Source organism: Aliiroseovarius sp., from assembly GCF_030148435.1.
In the GTDB taxonomy this organism is placed as follows: Bacteria; Pseudomonadota; Alphaproteobacteria; order Rhodobacterales; family Rhodobacteraceae; genus JASBTN01.
Map to the genome: position 1 here is coordinate 1 of NZ_JASBTN010000051.1, position 18,948 is coordinate 18,948.

Annotated in this window: 22 protein-coding genes and 1 riboswitch; of the genes, 18 read left to right on the top strand and 4 right to left on the bottom strand. The window is 64.5% G+C overall.

Annotated elements, in window-relative coordinates:
* Positions 1–122: 122 nt before the first annotated feature.
* Positions 123–497 carry a DUF2237 domain-containing protein gene (locus Q1V43_RS09150; RefSeq protein ID WP_300516826.1) on the top strand — a complete coding sequence of 125 codons (375 nt, stop codon included), beginning with the start codon at positions 123–125 and terminating at the stop codon, positions 495–497.
* 127 nt (positions 498–624) lie between these two features.
* Here Q1V43_RS09150 and Q1V43_RS09155 read toward each other — a convergent pair whose 3' ends face one another.
* Positions 625–1,053 (bottom strand): peptidylprolyl isomerase, encoded by a 429-nt coding sequence (locus tag Q1V43_RS09155; RefSeq protein WP_300516828.1) that lies wholly within the window; start codon positions 1,051–1,053, stop codon positions 625–627.
* Between the two features lie 136 nt (positions 1,054–1,189).
* Complete coding sequence (locus Q1V43_RS09160) at positions 1,190–2,053, bottom strand: hypothetical protein (protein WP_300516830.1); 864 nt, start codon at positions 2,051–2,053, stop codon at positions 1,190–1,192.
* 192 nt (positions 2,054–2,245) lie between these two features.
* Between Q1V43_RS09160 and miaB the strand changes: the two genes are divergently transcribed.
* From miaB to metK, 8 genes are all read left to right on the top strand, one after another.
* The gene (gene miaB / locus Q1V43_RS09165) at positions 2,246–3,568 is read left to right on the top strand and encodes a tRNA (N6-isopentenyl adenosine(37)-C2)-methylthiotransferase MiaB (protein WP_300516831.1); all 1,323 of its coding nucleotides are present in this window, start codon (positions 2,246–2,248) and stop codon (positions 3,566–3,568) included.
* 266 nt (positions 3,569–3,834) lie between these two features.
* Positions 3,835–4,410, top strand: a complete 576-nt coding sequence (locus Q1V43_RS09170; protein WP_366146214.1) for an OmpA family protein — start codon at positions 3,835–3,837, stop codon at positions 4,408–4,410.
* Complete coding sequence (locus Q1V43_RS09175; protein WP_300516833.1) at positions 4,407–4,766, top strand: hypothetical protein; 360 nt, start codon at positions 4,407–4,409, stop codon at positions 4,764–4,766. Before Q1V43_RS09170 ends, Q1V43_RS09175 begins: the two co-directional genes overlap by 4 nt.
* Before the next feature lie 211 nt (positions 4,767–4,977).
* The gene (locus Q1V43_RS09180; RefSeq protein ID WP_300516835.1) at positions 4,978–5,943 is read left to right on the top strand and encodes a PhoH family protein; all 966 of its coding nucleotides are present in this window, start codon (positions 4,978–4,980) and stop codon (positions 5,941–5,943) included.
* Positions 5,944–6,031: 88 nt separating this feature from the next.
* Entirely contained in the window at positions 6,032–6,526 is a 495-nt protein-coding gene (gene ybeY / locus Q1V43_RS09185; protein WP_300516836.1) for an rRNA maturation RNase YbeY, read from the top strand.
* 32 nt (positions 6,527–6,558) lie between these two features.
* Positions 6,559–7,437, top strand: coding sequence for a hemolysin family protein (locus Q1V43_RS09190; protein ID WP_300516837.1), 879 nt, complete (start codon positions 6,559–6,561; stop codon positions 7,435–7,437).
* The gene (gene lnt / locus Q1V43_RS09195; protein WP_300516838.1) at positions 7,421–8,911 is read left to right on the top strand and encodes an apolipoprotein N-acyltransferase; all 1,491 of its coding nucleotides are present in this window, start codon (positions 7,421–7,423) and stop codon (positions 8,909–8,911) included. Before Q1V43_RS09190 ends, lnt begins: the two co-directional genes overlap by 17 nt.
* Positions 8,912–8,923: 12 nt before the next feature.
* Positions 8,924–8,972: riboswitch (SAM-SAH riboswitch) on the top strand.
* A gap of 6 nt (positions 8,973–8,978) precedes the next feature.
* Positions 8,979–10,145 (top strand): methionine adenosyltransferase, encoded by a 1,167-nt coding sequence (gene metK / locus Q1V43_RS09200; protein WP_300516839.1) that lies wholly within the window; start codon positions 8,979–8,981, stop codon positions 10,143–10,145.
* 87 nt (positions 10,146–10,232) lie between these two features.
* Here metK and Q1V43_RS09205 read toward each other — a convergent pair whose 3' ends face one another.
* Positions 10,233–10,655, bottom strand: a complete 423-nt coding sequence (locus tag Q1V43_RS09205; RefSeq protein WP_300516840.1) for a DoxX family protein — start codon at positions 10,653–10,655, stop codon at positions 10,233–10,235.
* 195 nt (positions 10,656–10,850) lie between these two features.
* On the opposite strand from Q1V43_RS09205, the gene Q1V43_RS09210 reads away from it, so the two are divergent.
* The 4 genes from Q1V43_RS09210 (at position 10,851) to cmk (ending at position 14,229) form a co-directional block, all read left to right on the top strand.
* Positions 10,851–11,573 (top strand): tRNA (guanine(46)-N(7))-methyltransferase TrmB, encoded by a 723-nt coding sequence (locus Q1V43_RS09210; RefSeq protein WP_300516841.1) that lies wholly within the window; start codon positions 10,851–10,853, stop codon positions 11,571–11,573.
* A gap of 183 nt (positions 11,574–11,756) precedes the next feature.
* Entirely contained in the window at positions 11,757–13,109 is a 1,353-nt protein-coding gene (aroA, locus tag Q1V43_RS09215) for a 3-phosphoshikimate 1-carboxyvinyltransferase (protein ID WP_300516842.1), read from the top strand.
* Positions 13,106–13,615 (top strand): hypothetical protein, encoded by a 510-nt coding sequence (locus tag Q1V43_RS09220; protein ID WP_300516843.1) that lies wholly within the window; start codon positions 13,106–13,108, stop codon positions 13,613–13,615. The genes aroA and Q1V43_RS09220 overlap by 4 nt, the downstream gene beginning before the upstream one ends.
* A complete protein-coding gene (gene cmk, locus Q1V43_RS09225; protein ID WP_300516845.1) occupies positions 13,612–14,229 on the top strand; it encodes a (d)CMP kinase in 618 nt (205 codons plus the stop codon). The genes Q1V43_RS09220 and cmk overlap by 4 nt, the downstream gene beginning before the upstream one ends.
* Here cmk and Q1V43_RS09230 read toward each other — a convergent pair.
* Complete coding sequence (locus Q1V43_RS09230; RefSeq protein ID WP_300516847.1) at positions 14,226–14,897, bottom strand: cyclic nucleotide-binding domain-containing protein; 672 nt, start codon at positions 14,895–14,897, stop codon at positions 14,226–14,228. The two genes, cmk and Q1V43_RS09230, sit on opposite strands and share 4 nt — an antisense overlap.
* Positions 14,898–15,188: 291 nt before the next feature.
* Here Q1V43_RS09230 and rpsA point away from each other — a divergent pair, with 291 nt between their 5' ends.
* From rpsA to Q1V43_RS09255, 5 genes are all read left to right on the top strand, one after another.
* Positions 15,189–16,868: a 30S ribosomal protein S1 gene (gene rpsA, locus Q1V43_RS09235; RefSeq protein WP_300516849.1), complete on the top strand. Its 1,680-nt coding sequence runs from the start codon at positions 15,189–15,191 to the stop codon at positions 16,866–16,868.
* A gap of 363 nt (positions 16,869–17,231) precedes the next feature.
* Positions 17,232–17,516 carry an integration host factor subunit beta gene (gene ihfB, locus Q1V43_RS09240; protein ID WP_300516851.1) on the top strand — a complete coding sequence of 95 codons (285 nt, stop codon included), beginning with the start codon at positions 17,232–17,234 and terminating at the stop codon, positions 17,514–17,516.
* Between the two features lie 10 nt (positions 17,517–17,526).
* Positions 17,527–17,877 (top strand): lipopolysaccharide assembly protein LapA domain-containing protein, encoded by a 351-nt coding sequence (locus tag Q1V43_RS09245; RefSeq protein WP_300516853.1) that lies wholly within the window; start codon positions 17,527–17,529, stop codon positions 17,875–17,877.
* A gap of 9 nt (positions 17,878–17,886) precedes the next feature.
* Complete coding sequence (locus Q1V43_RS09250; protein WP_300516855.1) at positions 17,887–18,534, top strand: phosphoribosylanthranilate isomerase; 648 nt, start codon at positions 17,887–17,889, stop codon at positions 18,532–18,534.
* Positions 18,535–18,592: 58 nt separating this feature from the next.
* Positions 18,593–18,934: a hypothetical protein gene (locus Q1V43_RS09255; protein WP_300516857.1), complete on the top strand. Its 342-nt coding sequence runs from the start codon at positions 18,593–18,595 to the stop codon at positions 18,932–18,934.
* Positions 18,935–18,948: the final 14 nt, after the last annotated feature.

The window sequence follows — 18,948 nt, forward strand, 5'->3', positions numbered from 1 at the left end:
CGGCCACGCGGGGTGGTGATCGCGATGAACTCTTCGGATAGGCTGTTCAAGGAAAGCGGCGTGACGGACGGCAATATTGCCATGTTCCGCCAGATTGCCGGGAAGTTGGAAGGGGCGCCAGAATGAGACCGGAACCGGACAAGCCGATCAATGTGCTGGGCGGTGAGCTGATCGAATGCGGCCGCGACCCGGTAACTGGCTATTTCCGCGATGGCCACTGCAACACCTGCGACGCGGACATGGGCAACCACACGGTCTGCGCGATCATGACGGATGAGTTCCTGGCGTTTTCGAAATATGTCGGCAACGACCTGACCACACCGCGCCCCGAGTTTGGCTTCGAGGGGCTGATGGCCGGGGATCACTGGTGCCTCTGTGCCGCACGCTTTCTGCAGGCTCATGACGAGGGCTGCGCGCCGCGCGTGGTGCTGCAGGCGACCCACGGCCGCGCGTTGGAAGTTGTCCCCCTGAAGGTGCTCAGGCTCTACGCGGCCTGAGCGGGGCGGGACCGGTTTCCGCACCCAACGCGGATGACCCGCCCGGTGCGCCGCTCCCGGCAAAATCCACCTTCCGCGCGGGGCTGGCGGAGTGGCCTTCCACCCCGCAGCCCCCGGGCGGGGGCGATCAGCCGATCGACACGACCTCGAAGTCGAAGATCAGGGTCTTGCCGGCCAGAAAGTGGTTGGCGTCCATGGTCACGGTCTCGTCAGTTACTTTTGCAACGGTGACGGGCATGGCGCGGCCATCGGGGCTGCGCATCTGCAGCTGAGTGCCGATTTCCAGCGGGATTTCGGCGGGGATCTCACCGCGCGGGACTTCCAGCAGGCCCTGGGGGTCATGGTCGCCGTAGGCGTCGGCGGCGGGGATCGAGACGTTCTTCTTCTCGCCCACGCTCATGCCGGGCAGCTCGCGGTCCAGCCCGACGATGACCATGCCGGACCCCACGGTGAATTCCAGCGGATCGCGCCCCTCGGAGCTGTCGAAGACCGATCCGTCCTCCAGGCTGCCGGTATAGTGGATGCGCACCTTGTCGCCCGATTTCACTTCGGTCATGGGATACCTCGTCTGTCTTGGGAATGGATGAACGAGGCCGATGTCACGGGTACTCGTATGGACCCGGGCAGGATAGGGGGCAGGGCAGCGATGTAAACCTGTTATTCGGGAGCCTACCTCCCGGGAGGGAAACCGCTCAGAACCACTGCCCGGGTTCCATCAACCCCAGATCCAGGAGCTGTTGCGAGGACCAGTCGAACTCGGTCGAGTTGTGCCATCTGAACGTGTGGATGTCGAAAGTCGACCCGGCGTTCGACTTCAGCGCCTTGGCGGTGCGGAAACTGACGATGGCGGTGGTGATATTGTGATGCCAGGGACAGGAATAGGTGTTGTATTCCTCGTCATTGAACGTGTGGTCGGGACGCAGGCGTAGCCCCTTTTTTGCGCGGAACAGCGAGATGCGGTCGATCTTGCGGCGATGTTTGGGGATGTGTTCCTCGAACCGCCAGCGCAGCCCGCCGAAGAAGTCGAGCTGGCGTTCCTTCGGGTGGCCTTTCTCGTCCGGTCGACCCAGCGCGTAATAACCGGATTTGTCGAGCCAGGCGTTCTCCAGCGAGACCGCATCGGGAAAGCGGCCCAGGTCGTCGGCATAGAGGTCCACCACGTAGGTCAGCACCGAATTGCGCCGTTCCTCGGCGTGGAAAGCCAGCATTTCGCGGACATTTCGGGTCTCGCAAAACGGGTGGAACAGATATTCGGCATTGTAGCAGTAGTAGAGCCAGATCCCCTCGGCGGCCTCGATCACCGCATTCACGGCCTCGGTCAAGGCGTTGCCGTCCGACAGGTCATAGCGGATACGGTGAACGGTATCCGAGAGATCCTCGGGCAGGGTCAGCTCGTCGGGGGCAAACAGCAGCACCTGGGCGAACCCTGCCATTTGGTGGTGGCGAACGGTCGTATCGACCTCGACCAGATCCTCGGCAAAGATCATCGCCACCGGCCCCTTGGCCAACGCCGATTTGCCGTCGCGCAGGAACGCTTTCAGACCGGTATGATACATGCGTACTCTCCCATCTCTGCCTATGGCAGATGCCTGGTTAAAATTCCATGAAATCCAAAGGGTTTGCAAGGGTGGGGGCGTGGGCCGGAGCCGTGAGCGCCGGGGAATGGAATGACCCGCGCCGCGGTGATATTGCACGCAAACCGGATTTCCCGTAGAACCGCCGCCTGATCCAAGCCGGGAATCCGTCACATGTCCGATCCGAAAAAGCTCTTCATCCGCACCTATGGCTGCCAGATGAACGTCTATGACAGTGAACGCATGGCCGAAGCGCTGGGCGCGGATGGCTATGAGCAGACGGACAGTCCCGATGACGCGGACATGATCCTGCTCAATACCTGCCACATCCGCGAAAAGGCCGCCGAGAAGGTCTATTCGGAACTGGGGCGCTACAAGGGGCTGAAGGCCGACAAGCCGGACCTGAAGATCGGCGTCGCCGGCTGCGTGGCCCAGGCCGAGGGCGAAGAAATCATGCGCCGTCAGCCGATGGTCGACCTGGTGGTCGGCCCGCAGACCTATCACCGCCTGCCTTCGATGATGGAACAGGTGAATCAGGGCGAAAAGGCGCTGGATACGGACTTCCCCGAAGAGGACAAGTTCGAACACCTCCCCAAACGCCCCCTGCCGCAGCGCAACCCGACCGCCTTTTTGACCGTTCAGGAGGGCTGCGACAAGTTCTGCGCCTTCTGCGTGGTGCCCTATACACGGGGTGTCGAGGTCAGCCGCCCGGTCGAGCGCATCCTGCGCGAGGCGAATGAACTGGTCGAACGCGGTGTGCGCGAGATCACCCTGCTGGGCCAGAACGTGAACGGCTACCATGGAGAGGGCCCTGATGGGGATTGGTCGCTGGCCAAACTGATCTGGGCGCTGAATGACGTCGACGGGCTGGAGCGTATCCGTTTCACCACCTCGCACCCGAACGACATGGACGACGCGCTGATCGAAGCCCATGGCGAATGCGAAAAGCTGATGCCCTACCTGCATCTGCCGGTTCAGTCGGGCTCGGATTTCATCCTGAAACGCATGAACCGCTCGCATACCGCAGACAGCTACCTGCGGCTGATCGAGCGCATCCGCGCGGCGCGGCCGGACATCCTGATTTCGGGCGATTTCATCGTCGGCTTCCCGGAAGAAAGCGATGCGGATTTCCAGGCCACGATGGATCTGATCCGCGAAGTCAAATACGGTCAGGCGTTCAGCTTCAAATATTCGACCCGCCCGGGCACCCCGGCGGCGGAACGCGCGCAGGTCGAGGACGCGGTGGCCAGCCAGCGTCTTTACCAGTTGCAGGCGCTGATCACCGAACAGCAGCGCGCGGTGCAGGATGCGATGGTCGGCCAGGAGGTCGGCGTGCTGTTCGAAAAGCCCGGCCGCCTCGACGGCCAGATGGTCGGCAAGTCGGACCACCTGCACGCGGTTTATGTGCAGGCGCCGGACGTTCAGAAGGGCGATCTGCGCCGGGTGCGCATCACCGAAAGCGGGCCGAATTCTTTGGGTGGTCAGTTGATCGACTGACCCGCAGGTCACGGCGACACCGCCAAGTTCAAGCCCGGCCGGGTCGCGCGAGCGCCCCGCTGTATCCGCTTGGTGCGATTTCCGGGGAACTGTTCCTGCTCAGGCAGGCAATGGCCGTTCGGGTCTGCTTTCGTTCATCAATCTGATACAATATATGGTAAAACATTCTTCCAAAGCCCACGAAACTTGCTAGACTTGTCTATACATCGTGACAAAACCTGCCCGAGGCATACGGCCCCGGGCACAGGATCAGATGGGGGATAGTGGTGAAGAGAATTGGCAAAGTAATGTCTGGCGTGATGGCCGTCGCGGCCCTGTCGCTGGGAGGGGTTGCTCCGGTCTTGGCGCAAAGCACGCCGCCGCCGGTCGCGGGCACTGTGGACTGGGGCCTCTGGGTGGACAATGACGGCTGCATGCACTGGTGGGCGGATGGCGGTCTGGAAGGCTATATGCTGGACCGCGTGGATCCGGAGACCGGACGCCCGGTCTGTCTGGAAAAGAATATTTGCCTGACAGAGAACACGGATACGCTGTTTCCGACCGACAGCGCGCGGCTGACCGCCTCGGGCAAGGCGCGGCTTGAGGAGTTCTTCCGCAATGCCGGTGCCTTCGGCTATGCCATCTACGGCCATACCGACAGCCGCGCCTCGGATGAATACAACATGCGCCTGTCGCAGCGCCGCGCGCGTTCGGTTGCCAAGGTGGCCCGCTCGGTCGGCGCCGTGGTCGAACGCGAGATCGGCTATGGAGAACGCCGCCCGGTCGCGCCGAATGACAGCGCCGCCAACATGCAGAAGAACCGCCGTGTCGAGGTGGTGTGCTACACGTGGGACGACAAATGATGACGCGTAACTTCTCTTTCGCCCTGATCGGGTCCGCGCTGATCCTGTCGGCATGTGCCGAGGGCCGTGGCCTGGAGCCCTATACCGGAAATCCGAATGCGGTGATCGCAACCAACGAGGATCGGGGCGACGACAATGTGAGTATCGCCGATGGCGAGGCCGCGATCGTCTATGACCCGGACGGCTGCCAGGGCTGGATGATCGACGACGGTCTCGAAGGCTATGCCGGCCGGCGGTTCGATCCGAAATCCGGGTTGCCGGTCTGCGACGACAATTACCCGCCGGGCACGGTGGTCGGCGACTACCAGTCGGGCAGCCCCGGTATCCGCGACTACGTCCCGGACAACGGCAACTGAGTGGGCCTGCACTCACATATCACCAGCTTGCGCGGCCGCCGGGTTCTCCGGCGGCCGTTCTTGTCTCATTCCCGTGAAGTTTCGTTTTGCGGGCTTGCGTCCCCTCGATGGGCTTGGCACCATCGAGGGGAAACCACACTCTTGAACGGAGAAAGATTTGGGCATTGACGCTCTGACCCCGCCGGCACCTGAACAAGTCCACGAAACCCTGATGGAGTTTCCCGACAACCGGCTTCTGATCGACCTCTGCGGCGAGTTTGACCGCAACCTTGCCCAGATCGAACACCAGCTCTCGGTCCAGATCATCCGCCGCGGCAACCAATTGGCGTTGATCGGCGAGGGCGGGGCCCGCGGTCAGGCGGCGGCGGTTCTGCAGGCGCTCTATCAGCGGCTTGAGACCGGGCGCGCGATCGAGGCGGGTGACATTGACGGCGAGATCCGCATGGGCGGCTCGGAAGCCGATACCGGCGCGCGCGAAGGCGACCAGATGGAGCTGTTCAAGGGCGGGCGGGTCGAGATCAAGACCCGCAAGAAGCTGATCGAACCGCGCACCGAGGCGCAGAAGGCCTATGTGCAGAGCCTGTTCGGGAACGAGCTTGCCTTCGGCATCGGGCCGGCGGGCACCGGCAAGACCTACCTGGCCGTGGCGGTGGGCGTGAACATGTTCATCGGCGGTCACGTGGACCGGATCATCCTGTCGCGCCCGGCCGTCGAGGCGGGCGAGAAGCTGGGCTATCTGCCCGGCGACATGAAGGACAAGGTCGATCCCTACATGCAGCCGCTTTATGATGCGCTGAACGACTTCCTGCCCGGCAAGCAGGTGGCGAAGCTGATTGAAGAAAAGCGCATCGAGATTGCGCCTCTGGCATTCATGCGCGGCCGCACCCTGTCCAACGCTTTCGTGGTGCTGGACGAAGCGCAGAATGCGACCACGATGCAGATGAAGATGTTCCTGACCCGCCTGGGCGAGGGCTCGCGCATGGTGATCACCGGCGACCGCAGTCAGGTTGATCTGCCGCGCGGGGTGCAATCGGGGTTGCGCGATGCGGAGGGGCTGCTGAAGGGCATCGACCAGATCGCCTTCAACTATTTCACCGCCAAGGACGTGGTGCGCCATGCGCTTGTGGCCAGGATCATCGAGGCCTATGACGCGGCGGATATCGCCAAGCAGGCGTGATCCGGCGGTGTGGCTGCGCCACGCTCGATTGGTTGAATGGGGGGCTGGCCCCCCAAGCCCCCCAGGATATTTCCGGAAAGATGAAAGCATGAGTGTCGATCTGGTTCAGGAAGATGCGCGCTGGGACGGGCTGGAGGCTCTGGCCGCGCGGGCCTGTGGCGCGGTGATGGCGCAACTGGGGTACGATGCGGGGTGGGGCGTGTCTCTGCTGGCGTGTGACGATGCGCGCATTGCCGGGTTGAACGGAGAGTTTCGCGACAAGGCGCGGGCAACGAATGTATTGTCCTGGCCGTCGACGGAGCGCGGGGCGGAGGCACCGGGGGAGGCACCGGAGCGGGCCGAGCCTGATTCCCCTGGGGAGCCTCTGGAGCTGGGGGATATCGCCATTGCCTATGAGACCTGTCAGCGGGAGGCCGCCGAACAGGGCAAGGAATTCGACGCCCATGTGACCCATCTGCTGGTCCATGGCACCCTGCATCTGTTGGGTTATGACCACATTAACGACAAAGATGCAGGTCTTATGGAAGGTTTGGAGGTGGAAATCCTTGGCAATCTGGGGATTTCGAACCCATATGAAAGCTGAAAGGCGCAATTCCGCGCCGTTGGAAAGGAAAGATGGGCGAAAGTAGCGAGGGATCATCTGCGGCGGCGCGGAGCGCGCCGGTCGAGGATGACGACAGTCAGGGCGGTTTTTTCAGCCGGATCATCGGGGCGCTCAGCCCCCTGGACGCGGGCGAGGAGGTGCCGGAGGCGCCGGAGCCCGCCCATGTGACGCCCGTACCGGGCATGGTGAACCTGCGCCGCATGCGGGTCGAGGATGTCGCGGTGCCCAAGGCCGAGATCGTCTCGGCCCCGGTGGATATCGAAAAGGACGAGCTGGTCGAGTTGTTTCGCGACAGCGGCCTGACCCGGCTGCCCGTGTTCGAGGGCACCCTGGACAGCCCCTGCGGATTTGTGCATCTGAAGGATTTCGCGCTGGGGCATGGGTTCAACGGCTCGGGGGCCGAATACGAGCTGCGCGGGCTGTTGCGCCCCCTGCAATACGTGCCTCCGTCGATGCCCATCGGCGTGCTTTTGCAGAAGATGCAGGCGGAGCGCATTCACATGGCCCTGGTGATCGATGAATATGGTGGTGTGGACGGGCTGGTCACGATCGAGGACCTGATCGAACAGGTCATTGGCGAAATCGAAGATGAACATGACCTTGAGGAGGGCGCGCTGTGGGTGGCCGAGAAACCGGGGTGTTACCTGGTCGAGGCCAGGGCCCCGCTGGAGGAGTTCGAGGCCGAGATCGGCATGCGCCTGCACGGGCTGGCAGAGGATGACGAGGAGGTCGAAACGCTTGGTGGCCTGGTCTTTCTTCTGTCCGGACACGTGCCCGCGCGGGGCGAGATGATTCCCCATCCCGAGGGCGTGGAATTCGAGGTGGTCGATGCCGACCCCCGGCGGATCAAACGGTTGCGCGTGAGGTTGCACGGTGGCTCGGTGGCCTAAGCCTGAGCGCGGCGCGCTCTGGTCCGGTCTGGCCGGGGCCGGGGCTGCGCTTGGGCAGGCCCCCTTCGGTCTCTGGCCGGCGACCGTGTTGGGGCTGGCGCTGGGGGCCTGGCTGGTACGCCGGGCCGGAACCTGGCCCGTGGCGGCCGGGCGCGGCTGGGCGCTGGGCGCGGGCTTTTTCGCCGTGACCCTGATCTGGATTGTGCAACCCTTCCTGGTTGACCCCTGGCGTCATGGCTGGATGGCGCCCTTTGCCATCCTGTTGATGGCAGGGGGGTTGGCCCTGTTCTGGGGCGCTGCCTCCGGCCTCGCGTGGCGGGTCGACCGTCAGGCATTGCCCCTGGCCTGGCCGATCTTCATGGGCCTGGCCGAGCTCCTGCGCGGCAGGCTTTTCACCGGCTTTCCCTGGGGGGAGCCGGGAGGGATCTGGATCGATACGCCGCTGGCGCAGGGGGCGGCTTACGTGGGTGCGGCCGGATTGACCTTCCTGACTTTTGTCCTGGTGGCGGCCCTGACGACCGGGCGCCTTGCCGCCGGACTGGCGCTGTCGGGGCTTGCTCTGGCCTGGTTGGCCGGTGGGATGCGCGCGGGACCGGTGGGGGAGACGGATGTGCGCCTTCGTCTGGTCCAGCCCAACGCGGCGCAGCACCTGAAATGGGATCCGGAATACGCGCCGCGTTTCGTCGCGCGGCAGTTAGAGCTTTCCGCCGCGCCAGCCGACCGCCCCCCCGACCTTGTGATCTGGCCGGAAACCGCGCTGCCCTATCTTCTGCGCAACGCGGAACCGGTTTTGCGTCAGGCCGCAGCGGCGGCACAGGCGCCCGTCGTGCTGGGCATCCAGCGGGCCGAGGCCGGGCGATACTACAACTCCATGGCGGTGATCGACGCGGGGGGCAATCTGAAAGATGTCTACGACAAGGCGCATCTGGTGCCCTTCGGCGAATATATTCCCGGTGGCAACCTGCTTGCGCAGATCGGCATCACCGCCTTTGCCTCGCAGCGCGGCTATGGCTATTCGCCGGGTCCGGGTGCCCGGGTGCTGGATCTGGGCGCGGCAGGCAAGGCTCTGCCGCTGATCTGTTACGAGGCAATCTTTGCGCGCGACCTGCGCGCCGCGCCCGAACGGGCGGGCTGGGTGTTGCAGATTACCAATGATGCCTGGTTCGGCACCTTCTCAGGGCCGCAGCAGCACCTGGCCCAGGCCCGGATGCGCGCGATCGAGATGGGGCTGCCGGTGGTCCGGGCCGCCAATACGGGAATATCCGCGGTGATCGACCCGCTGGGCCGCGTCACTTCGTCGCTGGGTCTGGGGCAGCAGGGATATCTTGATGCCACCCTGCCCAGGGCCTTGCCGGAAACGGTATTCGCCCGGTTTGGCAACCTTGCATTGGTCGTGATGCTTGCCGGCGGCGGCCTCGGGCTCCTTGCCCGGCGCAGGCGAATTGCCGTTGACGCAGGCTCGCGGCGGATGTAACGCGGATAGACACACCCGTCACAACGGCTTCCTGGCGTGGCGGGACATGGTTAATGGAGCACTTCACATGACACGACAGAACTATGTTTTCACTTCCGAGAGCGTCTCGGAAGGGCACCCGGACAAAGTCTGCGACCGCATTTCCGATGCGGTCCTGGACGCATTCCTGTCCGAGGAGCCGCTCGCGCGGGTTGCCTGCGAGACCTTCGCCACCAGCGGTATGGTGGTCATCGGTGGCGAGGTCGGTCTGTCGGACCGGGAGCGCCTGAAGGCAATGATGGGCTCGATCAGCCAGATCGCCCGCGACTGCATCAAGGACATCGGGTATGAGCAGGAGCAGTTCCACTGGAACACCTGCCGGGTGCTGAACTTCCTGCACGAGCAATCCGCCCATATCGCGCAGGGTGTGGACCGCGACGGGGCCGGAGATCAGGGGATCATGTTCGGCTATGCCGTGAATGAAACCCCCGAGCTGATGCCCGCGCCGATCCAGTATTCGCACGCGATCCTGCGCCGGCTTGCCGAGGTGCGCAAGTCCGGCGCGGAACCGAAGCTGGGCCCGGATGCCAAGAGCCAGCTGAGCCTGCGCTACGAGGACGGCAAACCGGTCGAAGTGACCTCGATCGTGCTGTCGACCCAGCACCTGGACGAGGACATGAGCAGCGACGACGTGCGCGCGATCGTCGAGCCCTATATCCGCGAATGCATGCCGGCCGAATGGATCAACGGCGGGACCGAATGGCACGTCAACCCGACCGGCAAATTCGTCATCGGCGGCCCGGACGGGGATGCGGGCCTGACAGGCCGCAAGATCATCGTCGACACCTATGGCGGCGCGGCGCCGCACGGCGGCGGGGCGTTCTCCGGCAAGGATCCGACCAAGGTGGACCGCTCGGCCGCCTATGCCGCGCGCTACCTGGCCAAGAACATCGTTGCCGCCGGCATGGCCGAACGCTGCACCCTGCAGCTGTCCTACGCCATCGGTGTGGCCAAGCCGCTGTCGATCTATGCCGACACGCACGGCACCGGCCAGGTGCATGAGGCCGAAATCGAGAAGGCTGTCGCGAGTGTCATGGACCTGACCCCGCGCGGCATTCGCGAGCACCTTGGCCTGAACCGGCCGATCTTCCAGCGCACCGCGGCCTATGGCCACTTCGGCCGCGCCCCCGAAGCCGATGGCGGCTTCTCCTGGGAGCGCACCGATCTGGTGGAGGCGCTGAAGAAAGCGGTCTGATCCGGTCGGGTGCCGTTGAAATGAGAGGGGCGGCCCATCGGCCGCCCCTTGTCTGTTGTCTCGCCCCCGTCTGTGCAGGGGGTCGGTTCAGGCCGTTGCCGTGATGCCCTGCCGCCGGTTGTCCAGGGCGAAGGCGCCGCTGCCCAGTGACACCAGCATCAGCATGCCACCCGCGATGCTGACGTTCTTCATGAAGCTGATCATCTCGCCCTGGGCCTGCATCGCTTCCATGCCAAAAGAGGGGACGAGGTGAAAGACAATGCCCGAGAGCAGGCTGAAACCGGCCAGTGCAAGGGCCACAAGGCGGGTCTGCCAGCCAAGCGCCAGCACAATGCCGCCGCCCAGTTCGGTCAGGATGACCAGCGGCAGGAGCGCGCCGGGCACGCCCATCATTTCCATATAGCCCTGGGTGCCGGCGTAGCCGGTGATTTTCTGTGCGCCGGCGACAATATAGATGATTGCCAGCAGGAGGCGCCCGGTCGGGGCGGCGAAGTTTTGCAGTCTGTCCATGTCTGTGTTCCTGAGATGTGGTGTTTCCGGCACCCTCGCATGAGGGGGTCGAGCGCAAGATAGTTATGTGTGCTGAGTTGATAATCCGGAATATTTGGACAGTGACAGTGCGTAAATGCACAATAAGCCCGGCGGCCTGCGCCGAGGGCCGGCCGGCTATTGACCCGCGCGCGCCCGCGTTGCATAGGCGCGGGCATGACTGACGAACACCCCAAGACCCATCCCTCCGGCGCGCCCTGGCGCAATTTCTATGGTCGCTTCAAGGCCAAGGGGCTGCGTGACAGCCAGCAGGCCTATCTGGACGAGGACCTGGCGGCGCTCTCTCCCGGCAAGGTAAGCTGGGAAGACAACCCGGAGCGCACCCCGATCGACCTGCCCGGCCTGTTCGGTGACAGGCCCGTATGGCTTGAGGTCGGCTTCGGCGGCGGCGAGCATATGGTGCATCAGGCGGCGGCGAACCCGGAGGTGGGCATCATCGGCTGCGAACCCTTCATCAACGGGGTCGCAATGTTGCTGGGCAAGTTGCGCAAGGCCGAGGCGAACAATGTCGCGGTGCATCCGGGCGATGTGCGCGACATGTTCGACGTGTTGCCGGATGAGAGCATTTCGAAGGCTTTCCTGCTCTACCCCGATCCCTGGCCGAAGAAGCGTCATCACCGGCGCCGTTTCGTTACCCCTGAACACTTGGAGCCGCTGCACCGTGTATTGAAACCGGGCGCGGAATTTCGCGTGGCCACCGACATTCCCGACTATGTGCGCCAGACCCTGGAAGAGGTGCCGAAGGCCGGGTTTGAATGGATGGCCGAGGGGCCACAGGACTGGCGCAAGCCCTGGGGCGACTGGATTTCGACCCGCTATGAGCAGAAGGCATTGCGCGAAGGGCGCAGGCCCCATTATCTGACCTTCCGCCGGGTGTGAGCGGGGGAGCCGCTGCGCGGCACGTTTTGCCCTCTCGCACATTCTGCGAATGTGCTGCCGGGCCGACGCGCTCGCATGCGAGCGCTTGGCCTCCGGCGGGGATATTTTTGGAAAGATGAAAGCGCAGGGCTGGCTTGGCGCGAATGCGTGCGCTATCAGCCGTGTAACTACAGGAGGAACCCCATGTCCGGACACGGCCCCGCCATTCCCATGACCTCGCGCCCTTGCGGCCCCCTGAAAGGCGAGGCCCATGTGCCCGGCGACAAGTCGATTTCCCACCGCAGTCTGATCCTGGGCGCGCTGTCCGTGGGCGAGACGCGGATCGAGGGGCTCCTGGAAGGCGAGGACGTGCTGGCCACCGCCGAGGCCATGCGCGCCTTTGGCGCCAGGGTTGAACACCTCGGTCCGGGCGAGTGGCGTGTGAGCGGCGTGGGCGTGGGCGGCTTTGCCGAGCCCGGGGACGTGATCGACTGCGGCAATGCGGGAACCGGCGTGCGCCTGATCATGGGGACCATGGCGACCACCGGCATTAGCGCGACTTTTACCGGCGACGCCTCTCTGCGCTCGCGCCCGATGGGCCGGGTGACTGACCCAATGGCGCTGTTCGGCGCGCAATCCGTCGGTCGCGAAGGCGGGCGCCTGCCGATGACTATCGTGGGGGCCGCCGATCCGGTGCCGGTGCGTTATGTCGTGCCGATGCCGTCTGCGCAGGTCAAATCCGCCGTGCTGCTGGCCGGGCTGAATGCCCCCGGCCAGACCGTGGTGATCGAGAAGGAAGCGACCCGCGACCATACCGAACGGATGCTGGCGGGCTTCGGTGCCGAAATCACCGTCGAGGACACGGACGAGGGCCGCGTCATTACCCTGACCGGACAGCCCGAGTTGACGCCGCAAAACATCGTTGTTCCCCGCGACCCGTCCTCGGCCGCCTTCCCGGTCTGCGCGGCGCTGATCGTGCCCGGCTCGGACGTTCTGGTGCCGAATATCGGGCTAAACCCGACCCGCGCCGGCCTGTTCGACACGCTGCGCGAGATGGGAGCGGATCTGACATATGAGAACATGCGCGAGGAGGGCGGTGAACCGGTCGCCGACCTGCGCGCCAAATACAGCCCCGACATGAAGGGCATCGAGGTGCCGCCGGAGCGCGCCGCCAGCATGATCGACGAATACCCGGTGCTGTCGGTGGTGGCGGCCAATGCCTCTGGTCAGACCGTGATGCGCGGCGTGAAGGAGTTGCGGGTGAAGGAAAGCGACCGGATCGAGGCGATGGCCTCGGGCCTGCGCGCCAATGGTGTGACCGTCGAAGATGGTGCGGATTGGTGGATCGTTACCGGGCTGGGTGCAGGCAACGTGCCCGGCGGCGGGACCGCCGCGAGCCATCTGGACCACCGCATCGCCATGAGCTTCATGTGCCTTGGCATGGCGTCGCAGAAGCCGGTCAGTGTGGATGACGGCGGGCCGATCGCCACCTCCTTCCCGATTTTCGAGCCGCTGATGCAGGGGCTTGGCGCGCAGCTGGTACGGTCGACCGCATGAGCCTGAAACGCGCCTTTTGGGTGGTCTTTGCCCTGACGGTGGCGAACTACCTGGCCATGCTGTTCTGGTCCCTGCCGCGCCTGGCGGTGAATGGCATGTTCCCTTTCGACCTGCGCTCGGCGGGCTATTCGGGTGATGAGGCACGCGCCTACCTGTCGGCCCTGGGAACAGATCAACGTGCCTTCTATTCCGGGGTGCAGCACAAGCTTGACACGCTCTATCCCGGTCTCATGGCGGCCAGCCTGGTGCTGGCCTATCACCTGCTCTTCCCGCGTCGGGCTGCCTGGGGTCTCGGCCTGGTGGCCGTGGCGGCTGCGACATTCGACTGGCTTGAAAACGCGTCGGTTTCCGCGATGCTGCGGGTCGAGCCGCAGGCGCTGACCGATGCGATGATTGCGACCGCCAGCGGCTGGACGGTTTGGAAATCCTCGACCGTGCCGGTGGCGCTGGGGATCCTGATCGTGGGGCTGGTGCGGCGCTGGTGGCTGAAACGGAGGGCAGCATGACATTTCAGGCGGGCTTTACGGTGGCCATCGACGGGCCGGCCGCGGCGGGCAAGGGCACGGTTTCAAAGGCGGTAGCGGCGCATTTCGGGTTTGCTCATCTGGATACGGGGCTGCTCTATCGCGCGGTCGGGGCCAGGGTGCTGCGCGGCGCCGACCCGGTCGAGGCCGCGCGCGGGCTGACCCCTGACGATCTGGGTGGCAAGCTGCGCACCCCCGAAGTTGCCCAGGCCGCCAGCCGGGTGGCCGTCATCCCCGAGGTGCGCGCGGCGCTGGTGGATTTCCAACGCAGTTTCGCCGCCCGCGATGGCGGCGCGGTGCTGGACGGGCGCGACATCGGCACGGTGATTTGCCCGAATGCGCAGGTCAAGCTCTTCGTCACCGCCTCTGCCGAGGTGCGCGCGGAACGGCGCTTTCTGGAGCTGACCGGCCAGGGGCACGACACCACGCGCGCGCAGGTTCTGGAAGATGTGGTGGCGCGCGACCGGCGTGATCGGGAACGCGAAGAGGCCCCGCTGAAACCCGCCGAAGACGCGGTGACAATCGACACCTCCGGGATGTCGATCGACGAGGCCGTCGCGGCGGCGGTGGCCGCGGTCGAGGCGCGGCGGGGCTAACCCGCCACCGCGCCCGCGTTCATCTCGCGCAGCTTGCGGCCCAGATCACGGCTCAGCGCCGCTTCGACCGGGGCCCAGAGCTCCGGCTCCTCGCGTTTCAGGTCGCGCAGCTTGATCGCCGGGACCATCCAGTAGCGCGCTTCGCCGGTCAGGGTAACTGTTGCCGTGGCCGGGCCAGCTTCGAGAAGCGACAGTTCCCCGATGAAATTGCCGCTGTCCAGGAGGCCGACCTGCTGGCCGTCAAGGACCACGTCGGCCCCGCCACTGGCCAGCCAATAGAGGTAGAGCACCGGTTTGCCCTGTTCGGTCAGCGTGGCACCCGCTGTGCCGGTTGCCCAATTACCCAAGGCCAGCAACCGCCGCATATTCTGCGGCGGCAGGTCCGGCAGGGCGTTCTGGCGAAAGGCGTGTTCCTCCGGGGAGAAACCGCCTTCGCGCCGGGCACGCAGCGTGCGCGAGATCATGTAGAGCGACACCACCAACAGGGCCACCTGCCACAACAGGTCGGTCGGATCCTGGACCCAGATCAGCGCGTGCAGTATCGCAAGGGCCGCCGAAGCCGCCACCATGCCGCGGACCCGCCACACCGACCGCTGCAGCATTGCCAGAACCAGAAAAAGGTAGGACAGGTTGCCAACAATGCTGGCGAGGCTCAAATCTACGCCCATGGGTTCCCCTTTGCTTTGCCTCGCCGACTATAGGCGGCACCGGCGCGAGGGGGAAGCGGGGCCTTGCCGTCCCGTGTGCCGGAAGCCGAATCCCCTTGTCTTGTTGGGCAAAACCGTCTACACGCCCCCTGTCGACAAGGCGAAAATGCCGCGATGCAGGGAAAATCGAGCAGGGTCGGAACCATCCGGCCCTCTTTGTTTTGCGTCTGGCTTGTCGGCCAAATGAAACCTGAAAGACCTGCGGAGACAACCGCATGGCCCGAAAAGCGACTATGAAGGATACTGAACTGTATGTGCGCTAAAGCAACCATGGAGGAATTCGAAGCCCTCCTGAACGAAAGCTTCGAAATGGACACCCCGACCGAAGGGTCGGTTGTCAAAGGCAAGATCATCGCCATCGAGGCCGGTCAAGCCATCATCGACGTCGGCTACAAGATGGAAGGCCGCGTTGATATCAAAGAATTCGCGAACCCCGGTGAAGCGCCCGAGATCGCCGTTGGCGACGAGGTCGAAGTCTACCTGCGCGCCGCCGAGAACGCTCGTGGCGAAGCCGTCATCTCGCGTGAGATGGCCCGCCGCGAAGAAGCCTGGGATCGCCTGGAAAAAGCCTATGCAGACGAAGAGCGCGTCGAAGGCGCCATCTTCGGCCGCGTCAAGGGCGGCTTCACCGTCGACCTGGGCGGTGCCGTGGCCTTCCTGCCCGGTTCGCAGGTTGACGTGCGCCCCGTGCGTGACGCCGGCCCGCTGATGGGTCTGAAGCAGCCGTTCCAGATCCTGAAAATGGACCGCCGTCGTGGCAACATCGTTGTCTCGCGCCGCGCCATCCTGGAAGAATCGCGTGCCGAACAGCGCGCCGAGGTTATCGGCAAACTGGCCGAAGGCCAGGCCGTGGACGGTGTCGTCAAGAACATCACCGAATACGGGGCCTTCGTGGACCTGGGCGGTGTCGACGGCCTGCTGCACGTCACCGACATGGCATGGCGCCGTGTGAACCACCCGTCGGAAATCCTGTCGATCGGTGAGACCATCAAGGTTCAGGTCATCAAGATCAACAAGGAAACCCACCGCATCAGCCTTGGCATGAAACAGCTGCAGGACGATCCGTGGGATCTGGTTGCTGCCAAGTACCCGCTCGAAACGACCCACACCGGTCGCGTCACGAACATCACCGACTACGGTGCGTTCGTCGAGCTGGAGCCGGGTGTCGAGGGTCTGGTCCACGTGTCCGAAATGTCCTGGACCAAGAAGAACGTGCACCCCGGCAAGATCGTGTCGACCTCGCAGGAAGTCGAAGTCATGGTGCTGGAAATCGACAGCGCCAAGCGCCGCGTTTCGCTGGGTCTCAAGCAGACCATGCGCAACCCGTGGGAAGTCTTTGCCGAAACCCACCCCGAGGGCACGGAGGTCGAAGGCGAGGTCAAGAACATCACCGAATTCGGTCTGTTCATCGGCCTCGACGGCGAGATCGACGGCATGGTTCACCTGTCCGACATCTCCTGGGACCAGCGTGGCGAGGAAGCCATCCAGGAATACAAGAAGGGCGACGTGGTTCAGGCCGTGGTCTCCGAAGTGGACACCGACAAGGAGCGTATCTCGCTGTCGATCAAAGCCCTGGGCGGTGACAAGTTCGCCGAAGCCGTGGGCGGCGTGAAGCGTGGTTCGATCATCACCGTCGAAGTGACCGCGATCGAAGATGGCGGCATCGAGGTGGAATACGAAGGCATGAAGTCCTTCATCCGCCGTTCGGACTTGTCGCGCGACCGTGCCGAACAGCGCCCCGAGCGCTTCGGCGTGGGCGACAAGGTCGATGTGCGCGTGACCAACGTGGACTCGAAGTCGCGTCGTCTGGGCCTGTCGATCAAGGCCCGCGAGATCGCCGAAGAGAAAGAGGCCGTGGAACAGTACGGCTCCTCGGACTCGGGCGCTTCGCTCGGCGACATTCTGGGTGCGGCTCTGAAGGGCGACAACTAAAACGGTTCGGGGGCCTGCTCGCAGGCCTGCCGAAGCGCCCTGACACGTGTGACGGGCGCAACGTTTTCAGTCCCCAGCGCCGCTCAGGTGACATGATGAACGGCCCCGTGCGTCGCGCGGGGCCGTTTTTACGTGCCGAATCAATGGGTGTTCCGGTCCGGCATCGCCTGCCTGCAGAGGCGGTCAAAAGGTCGACCCCCGGCAGCATCCCGCCCATTTGCGCAGAAAAAACAGCACTTTGGGCGAAAAAAAACGGAACTTTCCCATCCGCCACAGTTTCACGGTCGAAATTATGCCCCTATAGTTGAGCGGAACGGCGTGTTGTCCAGAAGGCGCCGAAACAGGTCGAATGGGGGGAATGGGATGATCCGGTCGGAACTGATTCAGAAGATCGCGGACGAGAACCCGCATCTCTACCAGCGGGACGTCGAGCGTATCGTGAATACGATTTTCGACGAAGTCATCGAAGCGATGGCCCGCGGTGATCGGGTCGAGCTGCGCGGATTTGGCGCCTTTTCAGTCAAGAAGCGCGATGCTCGTATCGGGCGCAACCCGCGCACCGGCGAGTCGGTCCAGGTCGAAGAGAAACACGTGCCCTTCTTCAAGACCGGCAAGCTTCTGCGGGATCGTCTGAACGGCAAGTCGTAAGAGGCATTCCATGCGTTACATCCGTTATGCTTTCCTGGCCGCCCTGGCGGTCTGTCTGATTACGGTCGCTCTGGCCAATCGCGGGGCGGTGACGCTTCAGCTGCTGCCCGAGGGGCTGACAGGGTTCCTGGGCTTTTCCTGGACGATCACCCTGCCGCTGTTCATCATCATCTTCGGCGCGATCATTGCCGGCGTGCTGATCGGCTTTGTCTGGGAATGGCTGCGCGAACACAAGCACCGCGCGGAAGGCGCGCGGGCCAAGCGGTCCGCCGCGCAGCTGGAGCGCGAGGTCAAGGCAATCAAGACGCCCGAGAGCAAGACCGGTGACGATGTTCTGGCGCTTCTCGAGGAAGCGCGGTAAACCCCGCTCATGGCGGATGTTTCAGTCAAGATCTGCGGGTTGACCCGCCCGGACCATGTCGCGGCCGCGGCCGGGGCCGGTGCGCGCTATGTCGGTTTCGTGTTCTTTGCGAAAAGCCCGCGCCATGTGACGGTGGAACAGGCGGCGGCCCTTGCGCTCGACGTGCCGATGGGCGTGGCCAAGGTCGCGCTGACCGTCGACGCGGATGACGCCACGTTGGACGAGATCACCGCGAAGGTGCCCTTCGACATGTTGCAGCTGCACGGGCGCGAGAGCCCGGAACGCGTGGCCGAGGTCAAGGCGCGCTACGGCCTGCCGGTAATGAAGGCGGTGGGCGTTGCGGAACCTGCGGACGTGGCCGCGATCGACACCTACGCGGCGGTTGCCGACCAGGTGCTGGTCGACGCCAAGGCGCCGAAGGGCGCGGTACTGCCCGGCGGCAACGGGCTGGCCTTCGACTGGACCCTCGTGGCGCGCAAATACTGGCCCTGTCCCTGGATGCTGGCCGGCGGGCTCACCCCCGACAACGTGGCCGAGGCGATCCGGCGCACCGGCGCGCGGCAGGTCGATGTGAGTTCAGGCGTGGAAAGCGCGCCGGGTGAAAAGGACGCCGATCTGATCGCGCGGTTCGTGGCGGCGGCACAGGCTGCGCGATGACACCGCCACGCCGAGCCCGCGCCGCCCCGGCGATGCCCCTATCCGATCCGGGGTTCCCATGATGCGATTCATGCTGGTTGTCCTGGCCCTGACGCTGGCCGGCGCCTTTGTCACCAAACCTTCAGGGGCGGATGTCGACCGTATGTTGCGCGAACGAATCGCGGCCGAGATCGACCGCGGTGCGGGGCTTGATCCCAATGACCCGGCAGCGCAGATCGCGCTGGGTCTGTGTCGGGTGAACCAGGCCGCCTGTGTCGACCTCCTGCGCCAGGTCCTGCGCGTGGACTATGAGGACGAGCTGTTCTACGCCCGGATCGAGGCCGATCTGCCGGGCAGGGGCAAGCGGACCTGTATCGGCGCCTTTACCCGGGTGGTCTGCCCGGGCTTCCTGAACGACTGACCCCGAACAGTCCC